The sequence below is a fragment of the uncultured Aquimarina sp. genome, from assembly GCF_947500065.1.
Lineage (GTDB): Bacteria > Bacteroidota > Bacteroidia > Flavobacteriales > Flavobacteriaceae > Aquimarina.
In genome coordinates this window covers 68,607-84,519 of the sequence record NZ_CANMQT010000005.1, presented here as the reverse complement: position 1 = coordinate 84,519, position 15,913 = coordinate 68,607, and the positions used below count along the sequence as shown (strand labels likewise).

The 15,913-nt window shown below is 31.6% G+C and carries 16 protein-coding genes; 3 read left to right on the top strand and 13 right to left on the bottom strand.

Annotation, left to right across the window (positions count from 1 at the left end):
- Window positions 1-24 precede the first annotated feature (24 nt).
- From Q0975_RS15850 to Q0975_RS15790, 13 genes are all read right to left on the bottom strand, one after another.
- On the bottom strand, window positions 25-2,781 hold the full coding sequence (locus tag Q0975_RS15850; protein WP_299438402.1) for a M56 family metallopeptidase: 2,757 nt from the start codon (window positions 2,779-2,781) through the stop codon (window positions 25-27).
- Complete coding sequence (locus Q0975_RS15845) at window positions 2,781-3,140, bottom strand: BlaI/MecI/CopY family transcriptional regulator (protein ID WP_280936580.1); 360 nt, start codon at window positions 3,138-3,140, stop codon at window positions 2,781-2,783. The genes Q0975_RS15850 and Q0975_RS15845 overlap by 1 nt, the downstream gene beginning before the upstream one ends.
- A 152-nt stretch (window positions 3,141-3,292) precedes the next feature.
- Window positions 3,293-4,228, bottom strand: coding sequence for a pyridoxal-phosphate dependent enzyme (locus Q0975_RS15840; RefSeq protein WP_299438398.1), 936 nt, complete (start codon window positions 4,226-4,228; stop codon window positions 3,293-3,295).
- Window positions 4,229-4,431: 203 nt separating this feature from the next.
- Window positions 4,432-5,550 (bottom strand): aminotransferase class I/II-fold pyridoxal phosphate-dependent enzyme, encoded by a 1,119-nt coding sequence (locus Q0975_RS15835; protein ID WP_299438396.1) that lies wholly within the window; start codon window positions 5,548-5,550, stop codon window positions 4,432-4,434.
- A 6-nt stretch (window positions 5,551-5,556) separates the two neighbouring features.
- Complete coding sequence (locus Q0975_RS15830) at window positions 5,557-6,507, bottom strand: hypothetical protein (protein ID WP_299438394.1); 951 nt, start codon at window positions 6,505-6,507, stop codon at window positions 5,557-5,559.
- Window positions 6,491-7,459 carry a pyridoxal-phosphate dependent enzyme gene (locus Q0975_RS15825; protein ID WP_299438393.1) on the bottom strand — a complete coding sequence of 323 codons (969 nt, stop codon included), beginning with the start codon at window positions 7,457-7,459 and terminating at the stop codon, window positions 6,491-6,493. Before Q0975_RS15825 ends, Q0975_RS15830 begins: the two co-directional genes overlap by 17 nt.
- The gene (locus Q0975_RS15820) at window positions 7,456-8,937 is read right to left on the bottom strand and encodes a M28 family peptidase (protein ID WP_299438392.1); all 1,482 of its coding nucleotides are present in this window, start codon (window positions 8,935-8,937) and stop codon (window positions 7,456-7,458) included. The genes Q0975_RS15825 and Q0975_RS15820 overlap by 4 nt, the downstream gene beginning before the upstream one ends.
- A 253-nt stretch (window positions 8,938-9,190) precedes the next feature.
- Window positions 9,191-9,832, bottom strand: a complete 642-nt coding sequence (locus tag Q0975_RS15815) for a spermidine synthase (RefSeq protein ID WP_299438391.1) — start codon at window positions 9,830-9,832, stop codon at window positions 9,191-9,193.
- Window positions 9,833-9,941: 109 nt separating this feature from the next.
- The gene (locus tag Q0975_RS15810; protein WP_299438390.1) at window positions 9,942-10,340 is read right to left on the bottom strand and encodes a heme-binding protein; all 399 of its coding nucleotides are present in this window, start codon (window positions 10,338-10,340) and stop codon (window positions 9,942-9,944) included.
- A 172-nt stretch (window positions 10,341-10,512) separates the two neighbouring features.
- The gene (locus Q0975_RS15805; protein WP_299438388.1) at window positions 10,513-11,055 is read right to left on the bottom strand and encodes a DUF4287 domain-containing protein; all 543 of its coding nucleotides are present in this window, start codon (window positions 11,053-11,055) and stop codon (window positions 10,513-10,515) included.
- 10 nt (window positions 11,056-11,065) lie between these two features.
- Window positions 11,066-11,476 (bottom strand): DUF1761 domain-containing protein, encoded by a 411-nt coding sequence (locus Q0975_RS15800; protein WP_299438386.1) that lies wholly within the window; start codon window positions 11,474-11,476, stop codon window positions 11,066-11,068.
- Window positions 11,477-11,533: 57 nt separating this feature from the next.
- On the bottom strand, window positions 11,534-12,364 hold the full coding sequence (locus tag Q0975_RS15795) for an AraC family transcriptional regulator (RefSeq protein ID WP_299438384.1): 831 nt from the start codon (window positions 12,362-12,364) through the stop codon (window positions 11,534-11,536).
- 94 nt (window positions 12,365-12,458) lie between these two features.
- Entirely contained in the window at window positions 12,459-12,953 is a 495-nt protein-coding gene (locus tag Q0975_RS15790; RefSeq protein WP_299438382.1) for a DinB family protein, read from the bottom strand.
- Window positions 12,954-13,225: 272 nt separating this feature from the next.
- Between Q0975_RS15790 and Q0975_RS15785 the strand changes: the two genes are divergently transcribed.
- The 3 genes from Q0975_RS15785 (at window position 13,226) to Q0975_RS15775 (ending at window position 15,900) form a co-directional block, all read left to right on the top strand.
- Window positions 13,226-13,903 (top strand): class I SAM-dependent methyltransferase, encoded by a 678-nt coding sequence (locus Q0975_RS15785; protein WP_299438380.1) that lies wholly within the window; start codon window positions 13,226-13,228, stop codon window positions 13,901-13,903.
- A 321-nt stretch (window positions 13,904-14,224) separates the two neighbouring features.
- A complete protein-coding gene (locus Q0975_RS15780; RefSeq protein WP_299438378.1) occupies window positions 14,225-14,941 on the top strand; it encodes a hypothetical protein in 717 nt (238 codons plus the stop codon).
- Between the two features lie 95 nt (window positions 14,942-15,036).
- Entirely contained in the window at window positions 15,037-15,900 is an 864-nt protein-coding gene (locus tag Q0975_RS15775; RefSeq protein ID WP_299438377.1) for a helix-turn-helix domain-containing protein, read from the top strand.
- Window positions 15,901-15,913: the final 13 nt, after the last annotated feature.

The following is a 15,913-nucleotide window of genomic DNA, read 5'->3' as shown; positions in this document are numbered from 1 at the left end:
TGTTGGCTAGTTTATAATAAACACTTAAAAATGAATTTTTATTCTGGTTGCTTGCTCAAGCGATATATTAGGATCCTCATCTTTCAATGATTTCACAAATTTGGGAGTTACGTTATGAATTTTAAGACTCAATGCTTGATCTGCAGTGATATTTGTATATCCTAAATCTTCGAAAGATTTTACGAATCCTGGGGTTACGTTATGAATTTTGAATGCCATAATATCATCCAGAGGAAGATTTCCGAATCTAGTTTTCTTAAACTCTTTTATATATTCTGGTGATACATTATGGATTTTGAAAGACATAAGGTCATCGATACTAAGATTGTTATATCCAATTTTCACATATTCTGAAGCTGCATCAGGAGATACATTATGAATTTTTAAAGACATCGCTTCTTCTAATGAAATATTCTTATAACCAGCTTTTTTGAATGTCTCAATAAATTCTGGACTTACGTTATGAATTTTTAAAGCAACAACTTTATCCAAAGGAATATCTTTATATCCTGCCTGATGATACTTTTTTATGAAATCTGGAGTAACATTATGAATCTTAAGAGAAATGATGTCATCTACAGAGGCATTTTCATAGCCAAGTGATTTAAATTGTTTTATAAAATCACCAGGTGTTCCCTGAACATCCTGATATGCTTTTCCCGAACTACTTGTAGAACTAGATTGACTGTTATGGCTATGATTAGCTGCTTTTGCCTGAGCAGGAGAGATATTATGTATTTTTAATTTAATAGCTTCTTTTAAAGAAATATTGGTCTGTCCAGCATCCTTATAAGATTGTATAAGGTCTGAAGTTACATTATGTATTTTTAGGTTTTTGGCCTCTTTTAATGTAATGTTAGGATATCCAGCCTTTTTAAAACTATTAATATATTCTGGTGATACATTATGAATTTTTAAGTTTTTAGCCTCTTTTAATGTAATGTTCTTGTATCCAATATCTTGATAAGATTGAATATATTTGGGTGTCACATTATGAATCTTTAGATTTTGTGCTTCTTTGACAGAAATGTTTGTGTACCCACTTTTTTTGAAGTTGGCGATAAAATCTGGGGAAACATTATGAATCTTTAATCTCATATAATCATCTAAAGACATCTTTTTATAACCATTATCTGAATATGATTTAATAAATTCTGGGGATAGATTATGGATTTTGGCTTTGGTAATCTCTCTTAATGTGGTTTTTTGTCCGTTAACTTTATTAATGAATTTGATATAAGAAACATCAACATCAAATAAATTTAGCTTACTTACTTCTTTCATTGTATAGTCATTGTATCCTAATGCAGAAAGCTCTTTTCGATACATTTTTAGTTTTTCAAGAGAAAGCCCTTTATGAATGATGTTTTCAAAATCATCCTGACTTAAGGAAAGATTCTCTTTCTTTAAATATGCTAAATATTGATTGTCAAAATCAGTAAGAAAGCAATGAACAAGTTCTTCATTATCTACCGTAAATCCTTGTTTTGATAAGGCACTACTAAAACTTGAATTAGGAACAAAAGTGTATCTTCCATCTCCGATTCCATTTTGGAATTCTCCTGTATAAGTCATACTTCCTGCATCTCTTGTGATTTCAAGCTTTTGCTTATCACCAGCAGGGAAACTAGCAAAGTAAGATGGATCATAACATCGTGTTATTGACCAAAAACTTCGTTTTAGAGGTTCTGCACTTCTGTACATAACACATAGTTTTCCTCCTCCAACTTCTGCATCCCAAACCCCTTTTGTGAAATCATTTTTAAATTTAGATTCTTTAAAATGTTCATCAGAAGGAGTTTCCAATTCATTGGAATAAGATTCATCAATTTCTGGAATTGATGGATTAACACTAACCGGATTAAAGGATAATGCGGTTACAGCCAGTAATGGAATAATGATTAGGTATTTCCATCCTGATTTTGCAGTCGATTTTTTAGAATTCATCATAATTATTCGTTTTTTGAGAAATGATTGATTGTAACTTGTTGCCAAACCTGTTGGCATATCTGGGGTTGATACTTTTAGTAAATTCATTTGATAGATTTCTTTGTTCTCTCCTCTGGTTAACATGCCGTTATCAGTGAGATATTCGAGATTATTATCAATGGCTTTTCGATATAACCAGGCAAAGGGATTGAACCATTGCATAGTAACTAATAATTCTACCAGTAACATATCCAGACTATGCTTGCCAGCAATATGCATTTGTTCATGTTTCAAGATCTGTAAATAAGTATCTGGATTATATTGATTAGGATTTATAAATATTCTATTCCAGAAAGAGTAAGGCGCATGATTGGTATCTGTTTCCACTATTTTATAAGTATCCACTTCCATGCTTGGATAATGCATCATTCTATACAACAACACACTTAATTGGATTAAAAAATTAACCCCAAAGGCCATAATCCCTAAAATATAGACATAGATAATTATTGATTTCCAATCTAAAGAAATTATAGAAGGAGTAATAGTACTTGCAACGCTTTCTGAAGCGGGAGATGTTATATCTTTAGATGTGGAATTTTTTACCTCATTTCTAACAATAGGTATTTCAGCAGTTTCGGTTGTTGTAACTTCAACGTCCGGTTTCTGGAAAATAGTGGTTCTGAAAGAAATGTTTTCTGGTACTGAAACAAAAGGCAGAGAAAATGATACAACGATTAAACCTAATAAGATCCATCTGTTTAGGTTATAAAAAGTTTCTTTAGAAAGGAATAACATGTATATAAGATACGATAACCCTATAAGTGCTGAACTGTAGATGATATATGCCATTACTTATTGTTTTTAATGAGTTTAATAATTTCTTCTAATTCTTCGGTATTTATCTTTTCTTCTTTGGCAAAGAATTTAACCAAAGCTAGTGGTGAGTTGTCAAAGTAATTATTGACTACCTCTCCTAAAACGTCTTTCTGATAATCATTTTTTGATATCAAAGGATAGTACTGAAAACTATTTCCGAACGCTTTATGACTTATAAACCCCTTTTCTTCTAAAATTTTCACAATAGTCGCAGTTGTATTATAATGAGGTTTAGGATCTGGTAGTTCTTCGATAATTTCTTTTATAAAAGCTTTCTCTAGTTTCCATAAACTCTGCATAATCTGTTCTTCTCTTTTGGCTAACTTTTGCATGATCTTGAAATTTGATATAGCAAACCTACTACTAATTGATTAGTTACGCAACTAATTAGTTAGTAGTTTAACTAATTGATTAGGAGAATAGGCGCGTAACCTATTGTTTTATAGTAGTTATCAAAGGTTGTTAAAAATGTATTAAAATATTATTAGAAAGGTAAATTACCCAAATCAACGTTCCCTCCAGATAGAATAATTCCAATTTTTTTATTCTGAAATCGTTCTTTTTCTCTAAGCAAAGCAGCTAATGGAACTGCGCAGGAAGGTTCTATAATGATTTTCATACGTTCCCAAATCAATCGCATGGAGGATATAATTTCGTCTTCATCTACTCTGATAATTTCTGAAATATACTTCTGAATTATTGGAAAAGTAAGATCGCCCAAAGGCATTTTTAATCCATCTGCAGCTGTATGAGTGGTTTCATTAATTTCTAGTTTGCCACTTTGTAATGCACGATAAGCATCGTCTACTTCAAAAGGTTCTCCGCCGATTACTTTACAGTTTCTACCATAGAAGTTTGCGGCTAGAGCTGTTCCAGAAATTAGTCCGCCACCACCGACAGGAGAAAATATGTATTCTAAATCAGAATAATCTTCAAGTAACTCTAAAGCAGCAGTTCCTTGTCCTAATATAACATTGTGATCATTATATGGATGCAAAAAAGTAGCGCCTTTTTCAGCCTGAATTCTATTCGCAGTTTCTTCCCGATCTTTATGAGTAGGAGGGCATTCTATAATGTGTCCCCCATAATCTTTAACTGCATCTTTTTTTACTTGTGGAGCGTTAGAAGGCATTACGATATATGCTTTGATTCCTAAACTTTGAGCAGCAAGTGATAAGGCTTGAGCAAAATTACCAGAAGAGTGTGTAACCACTCCTTTTGATTTTTGTTCATCGGATAATTGTAAAATTGCATGAGTAGCGCCACGCATTTTGAAAGCTCCCATTCGCTGAAAATTCTCACATTTAAAAAATAGCTCTGCTCCTGAAATTTGATTAAGAAGACGTGAAGTTAAAACAGGAGTTCTATGAATGTATGGTTTGATTTTTTCGTGACAATCAGTGAGATCTTGTGCGGTCATAGTTAGGATGGGTTTCCAAAGTTTAAAAATAACTTATTTGTTTATAATTTTGAAAAACAATGCATATAAATTAGATTCTTAATAATGAACATAAAAAAACCTAATAGGGTACTAATAACCTATCAGGTTTAATGAATACAGAAATTATAAACTACTAGAAGACATAAAAATTACTCATTTGCAGAAAAGAGTTAGAATTATTCTTATACGTTAAAACGTTCTTTAAGAGCTTGTTTTATTCTTTCTAATCCCTCCAGAATATATTTTTTGCGTTCACCAATACCTATTCTAAAATGATGATCTATTCCATAGCAATCACCTGCTAAAATAAAAACGCTTTTTTCTGTGCGAAGCCATTCTGCTAATTCGGTAGAATTAATAGCTAAATTGTATTTAATAAATAGCATTCCACCACCTTTTGGAGCAACATATTCGAATAAATCTCCATATTGATCTAACCATTCTTTTACAACAACTAGATTTTCATTGAGCATGGTTCTATTTCTGGTTAAGATTTCTTGCCGTTTTTTTGGACGTAATGCGATTTCACCAATATAATGACTCATAATTCCAGCTGTAATGGAAGTGTAATCATGGTATGCCCAAGTATCTGCAATTAGTTTTTCTGGACCAATAAGCCACCCTAATCGTAATCCTGGTAAGGCATAGGCTTTTGATAAGCCGCCATTAACCATTACTTTGTCATACATCCCAACGAAACTTTCTATGGTATTTCCGTCAAGTTCGGCACCTCTATACACTTCATCACAATATACCCATGCATCTACACTTTTTGCAATAGCTACAATTTCTTGCATTTCGGTGTTAGTTAATATATAACCTGTTGGATTATTAGGATTGCATATTGCAATCATTTTGGTTTGTGGAGTTACTAAAGATTTTAATTCTATCAAATCCGGTTTCCATTGATTTTCTTCTTTTAAATGAAATGCTTTTGGAATACATCCCATTTCTTCTGCGATTCCCCATATTTGCATGTAATTAGGAACCATCATTAGCACTTCATCTCCTTTTTCTAGCAAAGTATGACAAGCAATAAAATTAGCTTCAGAAGATCCGTTAGTTACTAATACGTTTTCTTCATTAGCTCCATTATATAAAGCACTGATTCTTTGCCTTAAGGGTATAGAACCATTGGTTTGACCATAACCTAAAACTGTATTTGTAAGTGTATTGATTTGATCTTTATCTAATAATTCGTTAAGAGTATATGGATGAAAGCCACTTTCGGTTAGATTATAGTCTACAGTGTTTTCAAATAATGATTGCACTCTTTCTAGTTCAAAAATTGGAATATTCATGATTGTTTATTTTTTAATATAGTTCGTGTATACCGCTTTTGCGATCATAATATCTTGTACTGCTACTCCGGTTAGATCTGCAACGGTAATTTGTTTGTCATTAGTTCGTTGTAAAGAGGAGTCCTGAATGGCTAAACCAAATTCAAGAATTTCTTCATTAGTAATTGCACCAGCTTTTCTTGCTTGATATATTTCTCCTCTTGTTTTGCTTTGTGAGATACTATCGGCAATAATTACATCAGCATTTCTTAGTAATTCACTATCCAGTTCTTGTTTATCTTCAGTATCAGAACCTACAGCTGTGATATGAGTACCTCGTTGAATATCTTGTGTCATAAGAAGGGGAGATGCACTAGGTGTAGTAGTGATAATAAGATTACAGTTTTTAGCAACTTCTTTCGGATCTACGGCAATATGAAAATCGTATTGTTTATCCATTTCCGAGATATATGTATGCACTTTTTCTGTATTTCTTCCCCAAACCCATACGGTTTTACAAGAAGTATACTGTTGTAAATATTGTAATTGTAATCTTGCCTGAATACCTGTTCCTATGATACCTATTGCTTTTATGTTTTTTGGAGCAAAATATTTTGCCACTACAGCTCCTGCAGCCGCTGTTCTAATATCCGTTAGATACCCTTCATCTAGTAACACAGCTACTGATTGACCAGTCTTTTGATTAAACAATAACATTAATCCTTGACTGGAAGGAATACCTAATTTTGGATTATCATAAAAACCAGAAGCAATTTTAATGACATAGTAGTCATCATTTTTGATGTATCCATATTTTATATGGGCTTCACCTTTGGGTTTTTCAAAAAGTAATTCTCCAACAGGAGGTACAACAGTATTACCATTGCTATATTGAATAAAACCTTGTTCGATTGCTGTAACGATATCAATATCTTTGATTATTGATTTGATATCTTGGATATTAATAATAGTTGCCATAGCTATTTAAAATTTCTGTTAATAAAAGAGTATTTATTTTTTTTCCTGTAAGCACCAAAACCACATTTTTGTTAGCAAATTTTTTAGTATTCAATAGTATAGAAACTGGCAAAGCACCGGCTGGTTCAATGATTGTTTGATGATACTTTATCATAAATGCGACAGCTTTTTTTATAGCTTCTTCTTCTGAAAGTTCAAAATGTGTAATTAGTTTTTTGCAGATAGTGTATGTAATAGCATCTTCTTCAATACCACCTGCCGTAGCATCAGAAATTGTTTCGAGAGTACTTGGAGATACAATACGGCCTTGTTTTACAGAAAGATACATTTCTGAGGCATTTGTGGGCTGACAGCCAATAACATCAACGTTATCATTAGTCTTAAAATAAGATGCAATACCAGAAATTAAACCACCTCCACCAATAGGAACTAAGATTGTATTTACATTCGGCAATTGATTGATAATTTCTAATCCAATGGTTCCTTGCCCAGATATAATAGCAATATCATTGTATGGATGTACAAGTATTCCTTCTATTTCTTTAGCATAAGTGGTAGCTTTTCTTTCCGTTTCCATGCTGTTTTTACCATAAAAAACTTTCTCAATGTTCTTGTAGTTTTCTAGAGCTTTTATTTTGGATTCATTGGTTTTCTCGGGTAAAAACAATGTACCTCTAAATGCGTGTTTTTCTGAAGCGTAACAAAATGCTGCAGCATGATTACCTGTGGAAGCAGCAACAAATGGTTTGTTGAAATTTTCTTTATCAATGTGATACATTTTGTTTAATACACCTCGTATTTTAAAAGATCCTGTATGCTGTAACTGTTCCATTTTTAAATACACCTTTGCGCCAGAAATGTTACTTAATTCTGGAGAGAATATCATCGGTGTTTTATAAACATCGTGTTTGATATTCTGATAAGCTTTTTCTATATCTTTAACGTGTATCATTTTTCAGAAACAGGAAAGTTTTTGTCTATCTCGGTTATACAATTTTGTATGAGATGATAGACGTTTGTATAGAATTCTGGGTTTATATTTTCAAAATCATCTGTCTCTTTATGGTAATCAGGATGATCTTCTTCACTGAATGTAATATTTGGGATTCCTTTATCAAAAAAAGATCCGTTATCTGATGAATACATCCAGTAATCTTTTGTCTTATCTTCAGGATCGTCATGACCATATGAAACTTTTAAGTCACTGGTTGAAGCTACTTTTTTAATAATAGGTTTAAACTGTGGATATGGAAAAGTACCTACTACATAAATCTCGTTTTTGTCATTACGACTAATCATGTCAAAATTTATATTTAGCTTAATATTTTCAATAGGAATAGGAGGGTTATTTACAAAGTGTTTGGAACCAAATAACCCTTGTTCTTCAGCATCAAAAGCAGCAAATATTATAGAATGATTAGGTGGATTGTCAGTGTAGTATTTCGCAAGGCAGAGTAAAGCTGCAGTTCCTGAAGCATTATCATCAGCTCCATTATAAATTGTGTCATTGATGATACCTAAATGATCATAATGAGCTCCAATGACGATATATTTATCTTTATGGATTTTGCCAGGTATATATCCAATGATATTGGTAGCTTGTCTTTCTTTTTTTGTTTTTTCATCATTAAAAATGAAAGGAATGCTATAACTATCATTAAATTTTTTAAGATTGATAGCGTCGTAATAATTTTTAATGAGTTCTTGTGTTTCAGTATTTGAACCAGTTCCTCTTCCTTTAAAATTATCGGAAGCTAGTTTTTTTTGTATTTCTAATAAATCGATATTTTCTAGAGTAGATGTAAATATTTGATATTTGTTTATTTCTGTTGTTGTCATCCAGTGGATGTCATCTGCAGGCGCTGCTTCTAGGGTGTACCAATAAAAACTTTCAGGAATACTTATTTGTTTATAGTAGTTTAGATATTTATTGTGTTCTTCATGATCTCTTGGGTAATCTAAGGCTACAGAATCCTCACCTGCCCAAGAATGAACTCCTAGTTTTGCGCTATGATGTGCTTCTCTTTTTTTTCCGGCTAGAAACATATCAGTTCCACCAGAGGCTACCATTCCGTTCTTGGGTATATAGGTGTTGATTCCGTGTTTTTTTATTTCTAAAGACGCTAAAAGATTAATATGATCGTCAACAGAACCAGGAACTTCTTCCATCACTATTGTGGTTAGTGAAGGATTGGTATCTAATGTTTCTTTAATATCTCTTAATGTATTAGCGTAAATAACACCAGTCATGTAAACGGTGTCCTTTGTGGTTTGGTTTTCCTTGAAATAAAACCTCGCAACCTGATCCCCTTCAATAGATAACATTATTTTTTGACCAATTGCTGTACTAAATAATAAAGAAGGAAAGAGCACTGCAGTTGCTAATAAAGACAGGATGAGTACTACCAAAATAATTACAAATTTTTTCATACGTATGTTTTTTATAATTTTAGGATAGATGTATAAAAAAACCTCTGTACACCACACCAACAAAAAGTTAGTTAAGGTATACAGAGGTTTTCTGTAAAAGAATCAAACTTATTTCCCCAATGTCTTCCTTACGATAGGAGATAAGTTGGTAATCAGAATGAGATTACTATAATTCTTATAATGCTAAATTATATAAATAATTTATCTTCTCAAAAGATTTTTTGCTCCCAACAGTTTTGGGGATATCAAATGTTTATGTTTTGTGTCCAATAACTATAGTATTGGTTCCTTGTACATTATCATATTGGATAAATCCTATTTCATCTTGATAATGGTTTTGAATACTATCAATTTTACTACGCTCTTTTAAGTTAACTCCTGCGTTAAAAAGAACATTTCCTTTTGGTTTTATTAATTTGATGAGTTGATCCCAAAATAAAATTTTATAAAATTTACTAGGCACTTTTAGATCAATAAAAAGATCTATAATGATTAAATCATAGGTTTTCTGACAATTAGCCACATAATCCATTGCATCTTCAGAGATAATAATCAGATCTTTATTTTCTTTAATATCGAATTCTTTTTCTGCTAGCTCAATAACAACAGGATCAATTTCTACGGCAGTAATAGAGCCTCTATGATTATATCGATTTATTAAGGTATCTATAACACTTCCTCCGCCCATTCCTAGTAAGAGGATATTTGCTTTACTATCAAAGTAGATATTGGATAACGCATAATCTAAAACTCGCTGTAATGAACCGTAAGAGTAATTCGCAGTTTCACTATTCAAAACTTTTTTTCCATGTATCCAGGTAATTTTCAACGTTCCGTTAATTTCGGAATGAATTTCTTTGGAAATTGACTGGGTATCGCTAGCGGTTTTGTTCATACTGCTTATGTTAAGAATAACAAGTAATGAGATGAGTACTACAATTAAAAACGCGTAGATTATCAAAATTTAATTCTAGATGATAACCTACACGTATTTTTTTAGATTGTTATAATGCAGTGGCACCAGCTTCTGCTACAGCATGATCATTTTCTACAGTACTACCACTTACTCCGATTGCACCTATAATTTCATCGTTTTCGTTTTTAATAGGAACTCCACCTGGAAAGGTTATCAAGCCTCCGTTAGAATGTTCTATATTATATAAAGAACCTCCAGGCTGAGATAGTTCTCCAATGATACCAGTATTCATATCAAAGAAGCGAGCGGTTTTTGCTTTTTTTAATGAAATATCCAGTGAACCTAACCAAGCTCCATCCATACGAGCAAAAGCGACTAGATTTGCTCCAGAATCAACTACAGAGATATTCATTTTAGTATTTAAGGCAATCGATTTTTCTTTGGCAGCAGTAATAATTTTTTCTGCTTGTTCTAATGTAATGTTCATGTGAATTTTGTTTTAAGAATATAAATAATCAGTGGCAATATCTTGATTAATTCATATTATGAGATGAATTATATCATAAATAAAATATAAAGTTTAAAACAACCTTTTACTGCTATTTATGTAAAACAATAGATGAATACATTAACTATAACATGAGTGTGGAATAGATATACTATTCGGCCATTTTATAAGCTTCTCTTAACCATTCTGTTAACTCTGTATCTACTTGGTCAATCGATTGTAACTGTACTCTATGGGTACACATAGTTCCAAAAGGGCCAGAGTTTTGAAGTCGTTCTGTTGTGGGCTTGTCCTTTAGTTTTAAACCCAAATCAATTCTTGTCTTAGTCGCTGGTTTAATCAATGCAAATTGTTTTTTTCTAATAATACTTACACTTGTTTTTTTAGGAGTTTTAATAACATCACTACCCAAGGAGTCTACAATAGTTAGCAATTTTTCATAAATAGAAATTAGGTTTTCTTTGCCTTTGTATTGATTTGTTACTAAATCATCAGGAGTATCATTTGATTCTTTGGATAGGGTAACAATAGTATTGGCAAAACCATGAGTGACTCCATGTGTTTCTTTTAAGAATTTCACTGCTTCTCCATGTTTTCCAAATGATTTTTTCTTTAAAATTTGTTTCCATTCATCTAAAGATTTACCTGTTTTTTCAGGCATGTTATTAATCATTGTTTGTAGTGCTTGATCCATATAGTTGATTTTACCAAGTGCCTAAAATAGCACCCATTAAAGTTAATGATAATACGCAATATCCGGCATTGATTAGATATGCTTTTAAAGATTGCATTTCGAAAATGTATAAAATCCCTAAAAATGTAGCAACCCAACCAAATCCTGCAAAAAAACCTGCTAATGTCCCGAATATAGCTGTGGCTTCTTTACCAATAAACATTTCCAAAATGATAGTAGCAATAAAAGCTAGTAGTAATGAAATTCCAGATGTTTTAGGGATGCTTCGCTTTTTAAGATCATCTTCTGTAAAGTTGAACAAAGTCATCCAAGTGCGTCCGAATAGAGGGCCATACCAAATGCCTCCTAATAAAAAAGTTGATAATGTGGCTATTATTACCGATATCCAATTAATTGCTCCAAAAGTAGCTGCTATATCCATGTGTCTGTTTTAAAAGAACAATTTTAGGAAAATACTTTTTTGCTGGATAGTAAAAAATTAACCTTCTCTATCTAAAGGAAAAAAATTGGGCTCATCTTTGTCGAATTCTTGTTTGATAAATTCTTGTGGATTAAAACCAGAAAAGTGATTAAACTCTTTGATAAAGTGAGATTGATCAGCATACCCACATTGATAAGCAATCTGGGACCAGGATATATTTTCTTTTTGTCGAACTTGCTGTAGAATTTCGTTGAAACGTAAAATACGTTGGTAATATTTAGGGGTTACTCCTACGTATTTTTTAAACTGATCTATGAGATGCTTTTGAGTATAAGGATAACTTTCAATTACTTTATTAAAATTTGTTACCGGCTCTTTTTGTAGTCTCTCTATTATAGAAAGTAATTCTTTAGATGGAGTTTTGGATTCATTATACCTTTTTGTTAGCCATTTTTCAGCCACACTAAATTTTTTTTGAGATGTTTTTTGTTTTAATAAGTTTTCTCTTAGTTGTATGAGTTCTTCTCCAAAAACTTCCTCTGCAGAAAGAATTTTTTCGCTCAAATCTTCCGAAGGGAAATGAAAAAAGGGATATGTTCCGAATGATTTAAATTGAATCACAAACATCTCTGATTTTTGATGCGCAGATATGGATATGTAGTTTTTATGGATACCAGATATCCATGCTTTTGTGAAGGTGTTCTTAGGTTTTAATGTGGAGTTGTCAAATGTATTTCTAAGAATATCATCTAATTCGAATATGATAAATACATGTCCTGTTGGCACAACTCGTTCGATAGAATGATCAGGTATAAAATCTTTAAAATGAAATATAGATTCAATGTAATCGCCAATTGGAGGAGTCAGTTGATGTGTTTCAAATATCATATAATCATTGGTTTCTTCAAATTTAAAAAAAAATCTATCTAATTCATTATCTAGCATTATAGCCCAAATAAGAGGAAAAACGTACTCTTAGTATTTATGAGAAATATCTTTCTTTGATAATGTTTATATGATGCATTTCATGACCAACAATAGACTTAAGAAAGCTTTCGAGTGTGATTTCATATTGCTGAGCCATTCCTTTTGTATTCAATTGATTTTGTGACAATGCCTCAATAAAACTAATAGATGCTTTCCTTACATTTATAAAATCTGTTATTAATTGTATAAAAGTTAACTCTTCAAAACGACTATTATCTACTAAGAAGTTTTGATCGTAGCCCCAGAGTTGCACTAATTCATTTCTACTTAGTAAAAATGCACGAAATATCTTTATTCTTTCATGATCAGTAATGTGTCCGATAATTTGCTTTATGTTCCATTTATCCGCTGCATAGCGATATGTAGCTTTTTCTTCATTGATGGAATTAAGAAATGAAATAGTTGATAAAGAAGAAAAAAGTGGAATACAATCTGTATCCTTTACTAAGTCAAAATAATATGGGAAACCATCTTCAGGTGTATGTTTCATATTTTATTTAGAAGATTTTAGTTCAATAAAAAGTATTTAAATCAATCTTTTCATAATGATTGATAACAATATATCTAAGTTTCGTACTGAAGAAATCTAAAGAATTTCATATCCAGAACAGGAAAGTATTTGTTCAGTTTCTTATACTCTAAAATAAGAATAAATTACATCATACAATTCTACTATATGTATGTTATTGTATATAATTTGTAGGTTTGCTTTAAGAATAAATTTGAATTCCCTGTAATTGTATGTTATTGGCACATAAGTGTATGAAAAATAAAGAAAGCAACGCTAAAAGAAAAAAAGAACCTTGGCCAACTAAAGATGCTATGGAGCAGGTGTATGAAAAGAAACTTTGGGGTAGTAATAATTCTGATTTTTATTCAGGTTCAGGGTCTCACCATCCAGAGATAGTACGTCCATATATCGATGTTTTATCATCATTCTTAACGTCTTTTACAAGCTCTCTTGTGGTATGCGATTTGGGCTGTGGAGATTTTAACGTGGGAAAACAATTGGTAAGACATACTAAGAAGTATGTTGGGGTTGATATAGTAACAGACCTTATAACTCATAATAAAGAAAAATTTAAAGAAGCAAATTTAGAATTTTACTGTTTGGATATTGCAATGGATGATTTGCCTTCTGGAGATTGTGCTATAGTGCGACAAGTACTTCAGCATTTATCCAATAATGAAGTACAGAATGTACTAAGTAAATTGACAAATTTTAAATACATTATTTTGACAGAACATATACCTGAAGGGGATTTTGTACCTAATAAGGATATCATTTCGGGACAAGGAATTAGACTTAAAAAACAAAGCGGTTTGGACATATTGGCTCCACCATTTAATTTTAAAGTCAAAGAAGAAAAACAAGTACTGTCTGTTGTTTTAAATAATGGTAGAGGTGTTATAGTAACTACCTTGTATACAATTTTTTAAATTACTTTAGGGTTATCTATAAGTTTATCAAATTCCTTATAGCCACTACATTGGTTTTGTTTATGGTCAATCATCTTTCCTATTAATTCCATAATTACGATATCATACACTTTCACTATTTTGTTCCGGTATACTTTTTTAATTATATACAATCTCTTTTAAGAAATTATAGAGTAATATACCTTGAATACATACGATAGGTTAAGTTTAAAGATGTAGCTTTTATCACTTTAGAAAATTGTCCATGCCTTAGTTAAGAATGTCCATTCCTTGGCCTCTTATATCTCTCTAATATTGCACTGTAACAAAATTCAAGAAATCATGAAAACTACAGTTCCATTAAAATTAATAATCCTAGCAATACTTCTAGGGTTTTCTACTCAAGTATTTTCTAAATCTAAAAATAATAACATGAAAGACAAGGCAAAAGAAAACATCGGATTACTAGTAATTTTAAAAGCTAAATCAGGAAAAGAGCAAGCAGTTAAAGATTTTTTACAAGGAGGATTAGCATTAGTTAACAACGAACCCCAAACAGAATCTTGGTTTGCATTTCAAATAGACGATCGTACTTTCGGAATATTTGACACTTTTGAAAATGATGAAGGCAGGCAAGCGCATTTAACAGGTGAAGTAGCGAAAGCTTTATTAGCAAATGCAGATGATTTGTTAGAAGATTTCGATGTTAAAGTGAGTATACAACCGTCTAATCTCATTGCTTCTAATCATAAAAATGGAGAGCAAAACAAAGGATTATTAGTGCTCTTGAAAGCTAAAGAAGGAAAATCTGCGGCAGTAGAGAATTTTCTTCAAGCTGGTAAACAGTTGGTAAGCGACGAGCCTGAAACGCTATCTTGGTATGCTATCCAATTAGATAAATCTACCTATGCTATATTCGATACTTTTAGAGAAGATAAAGGAAGAGATACGCACCTTACAGGAAAAATAGCCGCTGCTCTTATGGAAAATGCTCCGATTATCCTAGAAGGTTTTCAGCCTTCTGCAATCCAAAAAATTGACATTTTAGCTTCAAAATAATTCTTACCTTTAGAAAAGAGTGTTATAATATTATAGCACTCTTTTCTTTTCGATTCTAAATTATTTAAAAATTAAGAACCAATAATAAGTAAATTATGGCCCAAATTATTATTGATAAGCAAAATGGTGAACTAGCATTTAGACTAGAGGAATTAAAAGATCTCAATCAGTTTGATCATTTACAGCGAAAAAATTACTATTCAATACTATTGTTAAGTTGTAGTGATCTTAATGTAACAGTAGATTTTTCAAAGTATCAATTAGAAGGAAATCACATGATTTGTTTATCTCCTTATCAGCCATTTATGTTAACTTCTGAAAAAGCTTGCTCTGGATATTTATTAAATTTTCATCCGGATTTTTTCTGTACCTATAGACATCAGAATGAGATCGAAACTGAAGGTGTGCTCTTTAGTAATTTTCATGGACTCCCTTTTTTCAAAATATTTGAGGAAAAATTGTTTTTTAACCTTATACATCAAATTTCTAATGAGATGAATAGAAATTCGATTGCTCAACATGAAGTTTTGGTAGCTTTTTTAAAGGTCTTTTTAATAGAAGCGGTTAGGCAAAAAAAACAGTTTGATAAAGATGCAGTATTAAAATTCACAAATAGTCAATCAGAAGTTTTGCAAAATCTGGTGGATACTATTGAAAGTAATTATTCCAAAATACATTCGCCACAGGAGTACGCTAATATTTTATGTATTAGTTCAAAAACATTAGCAGGAATAGTGAAAAAATATTTAAACCAAACTCCCACTTCATTAATCACCAATAGAATTGTAATAGAAGCGAAACGTGAACTTTATTTAACTTCTAAACCTGTAAAACAGATAGCGGCTGCTCTTGGGTATCAGGATGAGTTTTACTTTAGTCGATTTTTTAAAAAGAAAGTAGGTGTTTCACCTGATGCGTATAGAAAAACAGTTGGTTTTGCAAAATTAGAAAAAGAGTAATTTTAATGAGTTA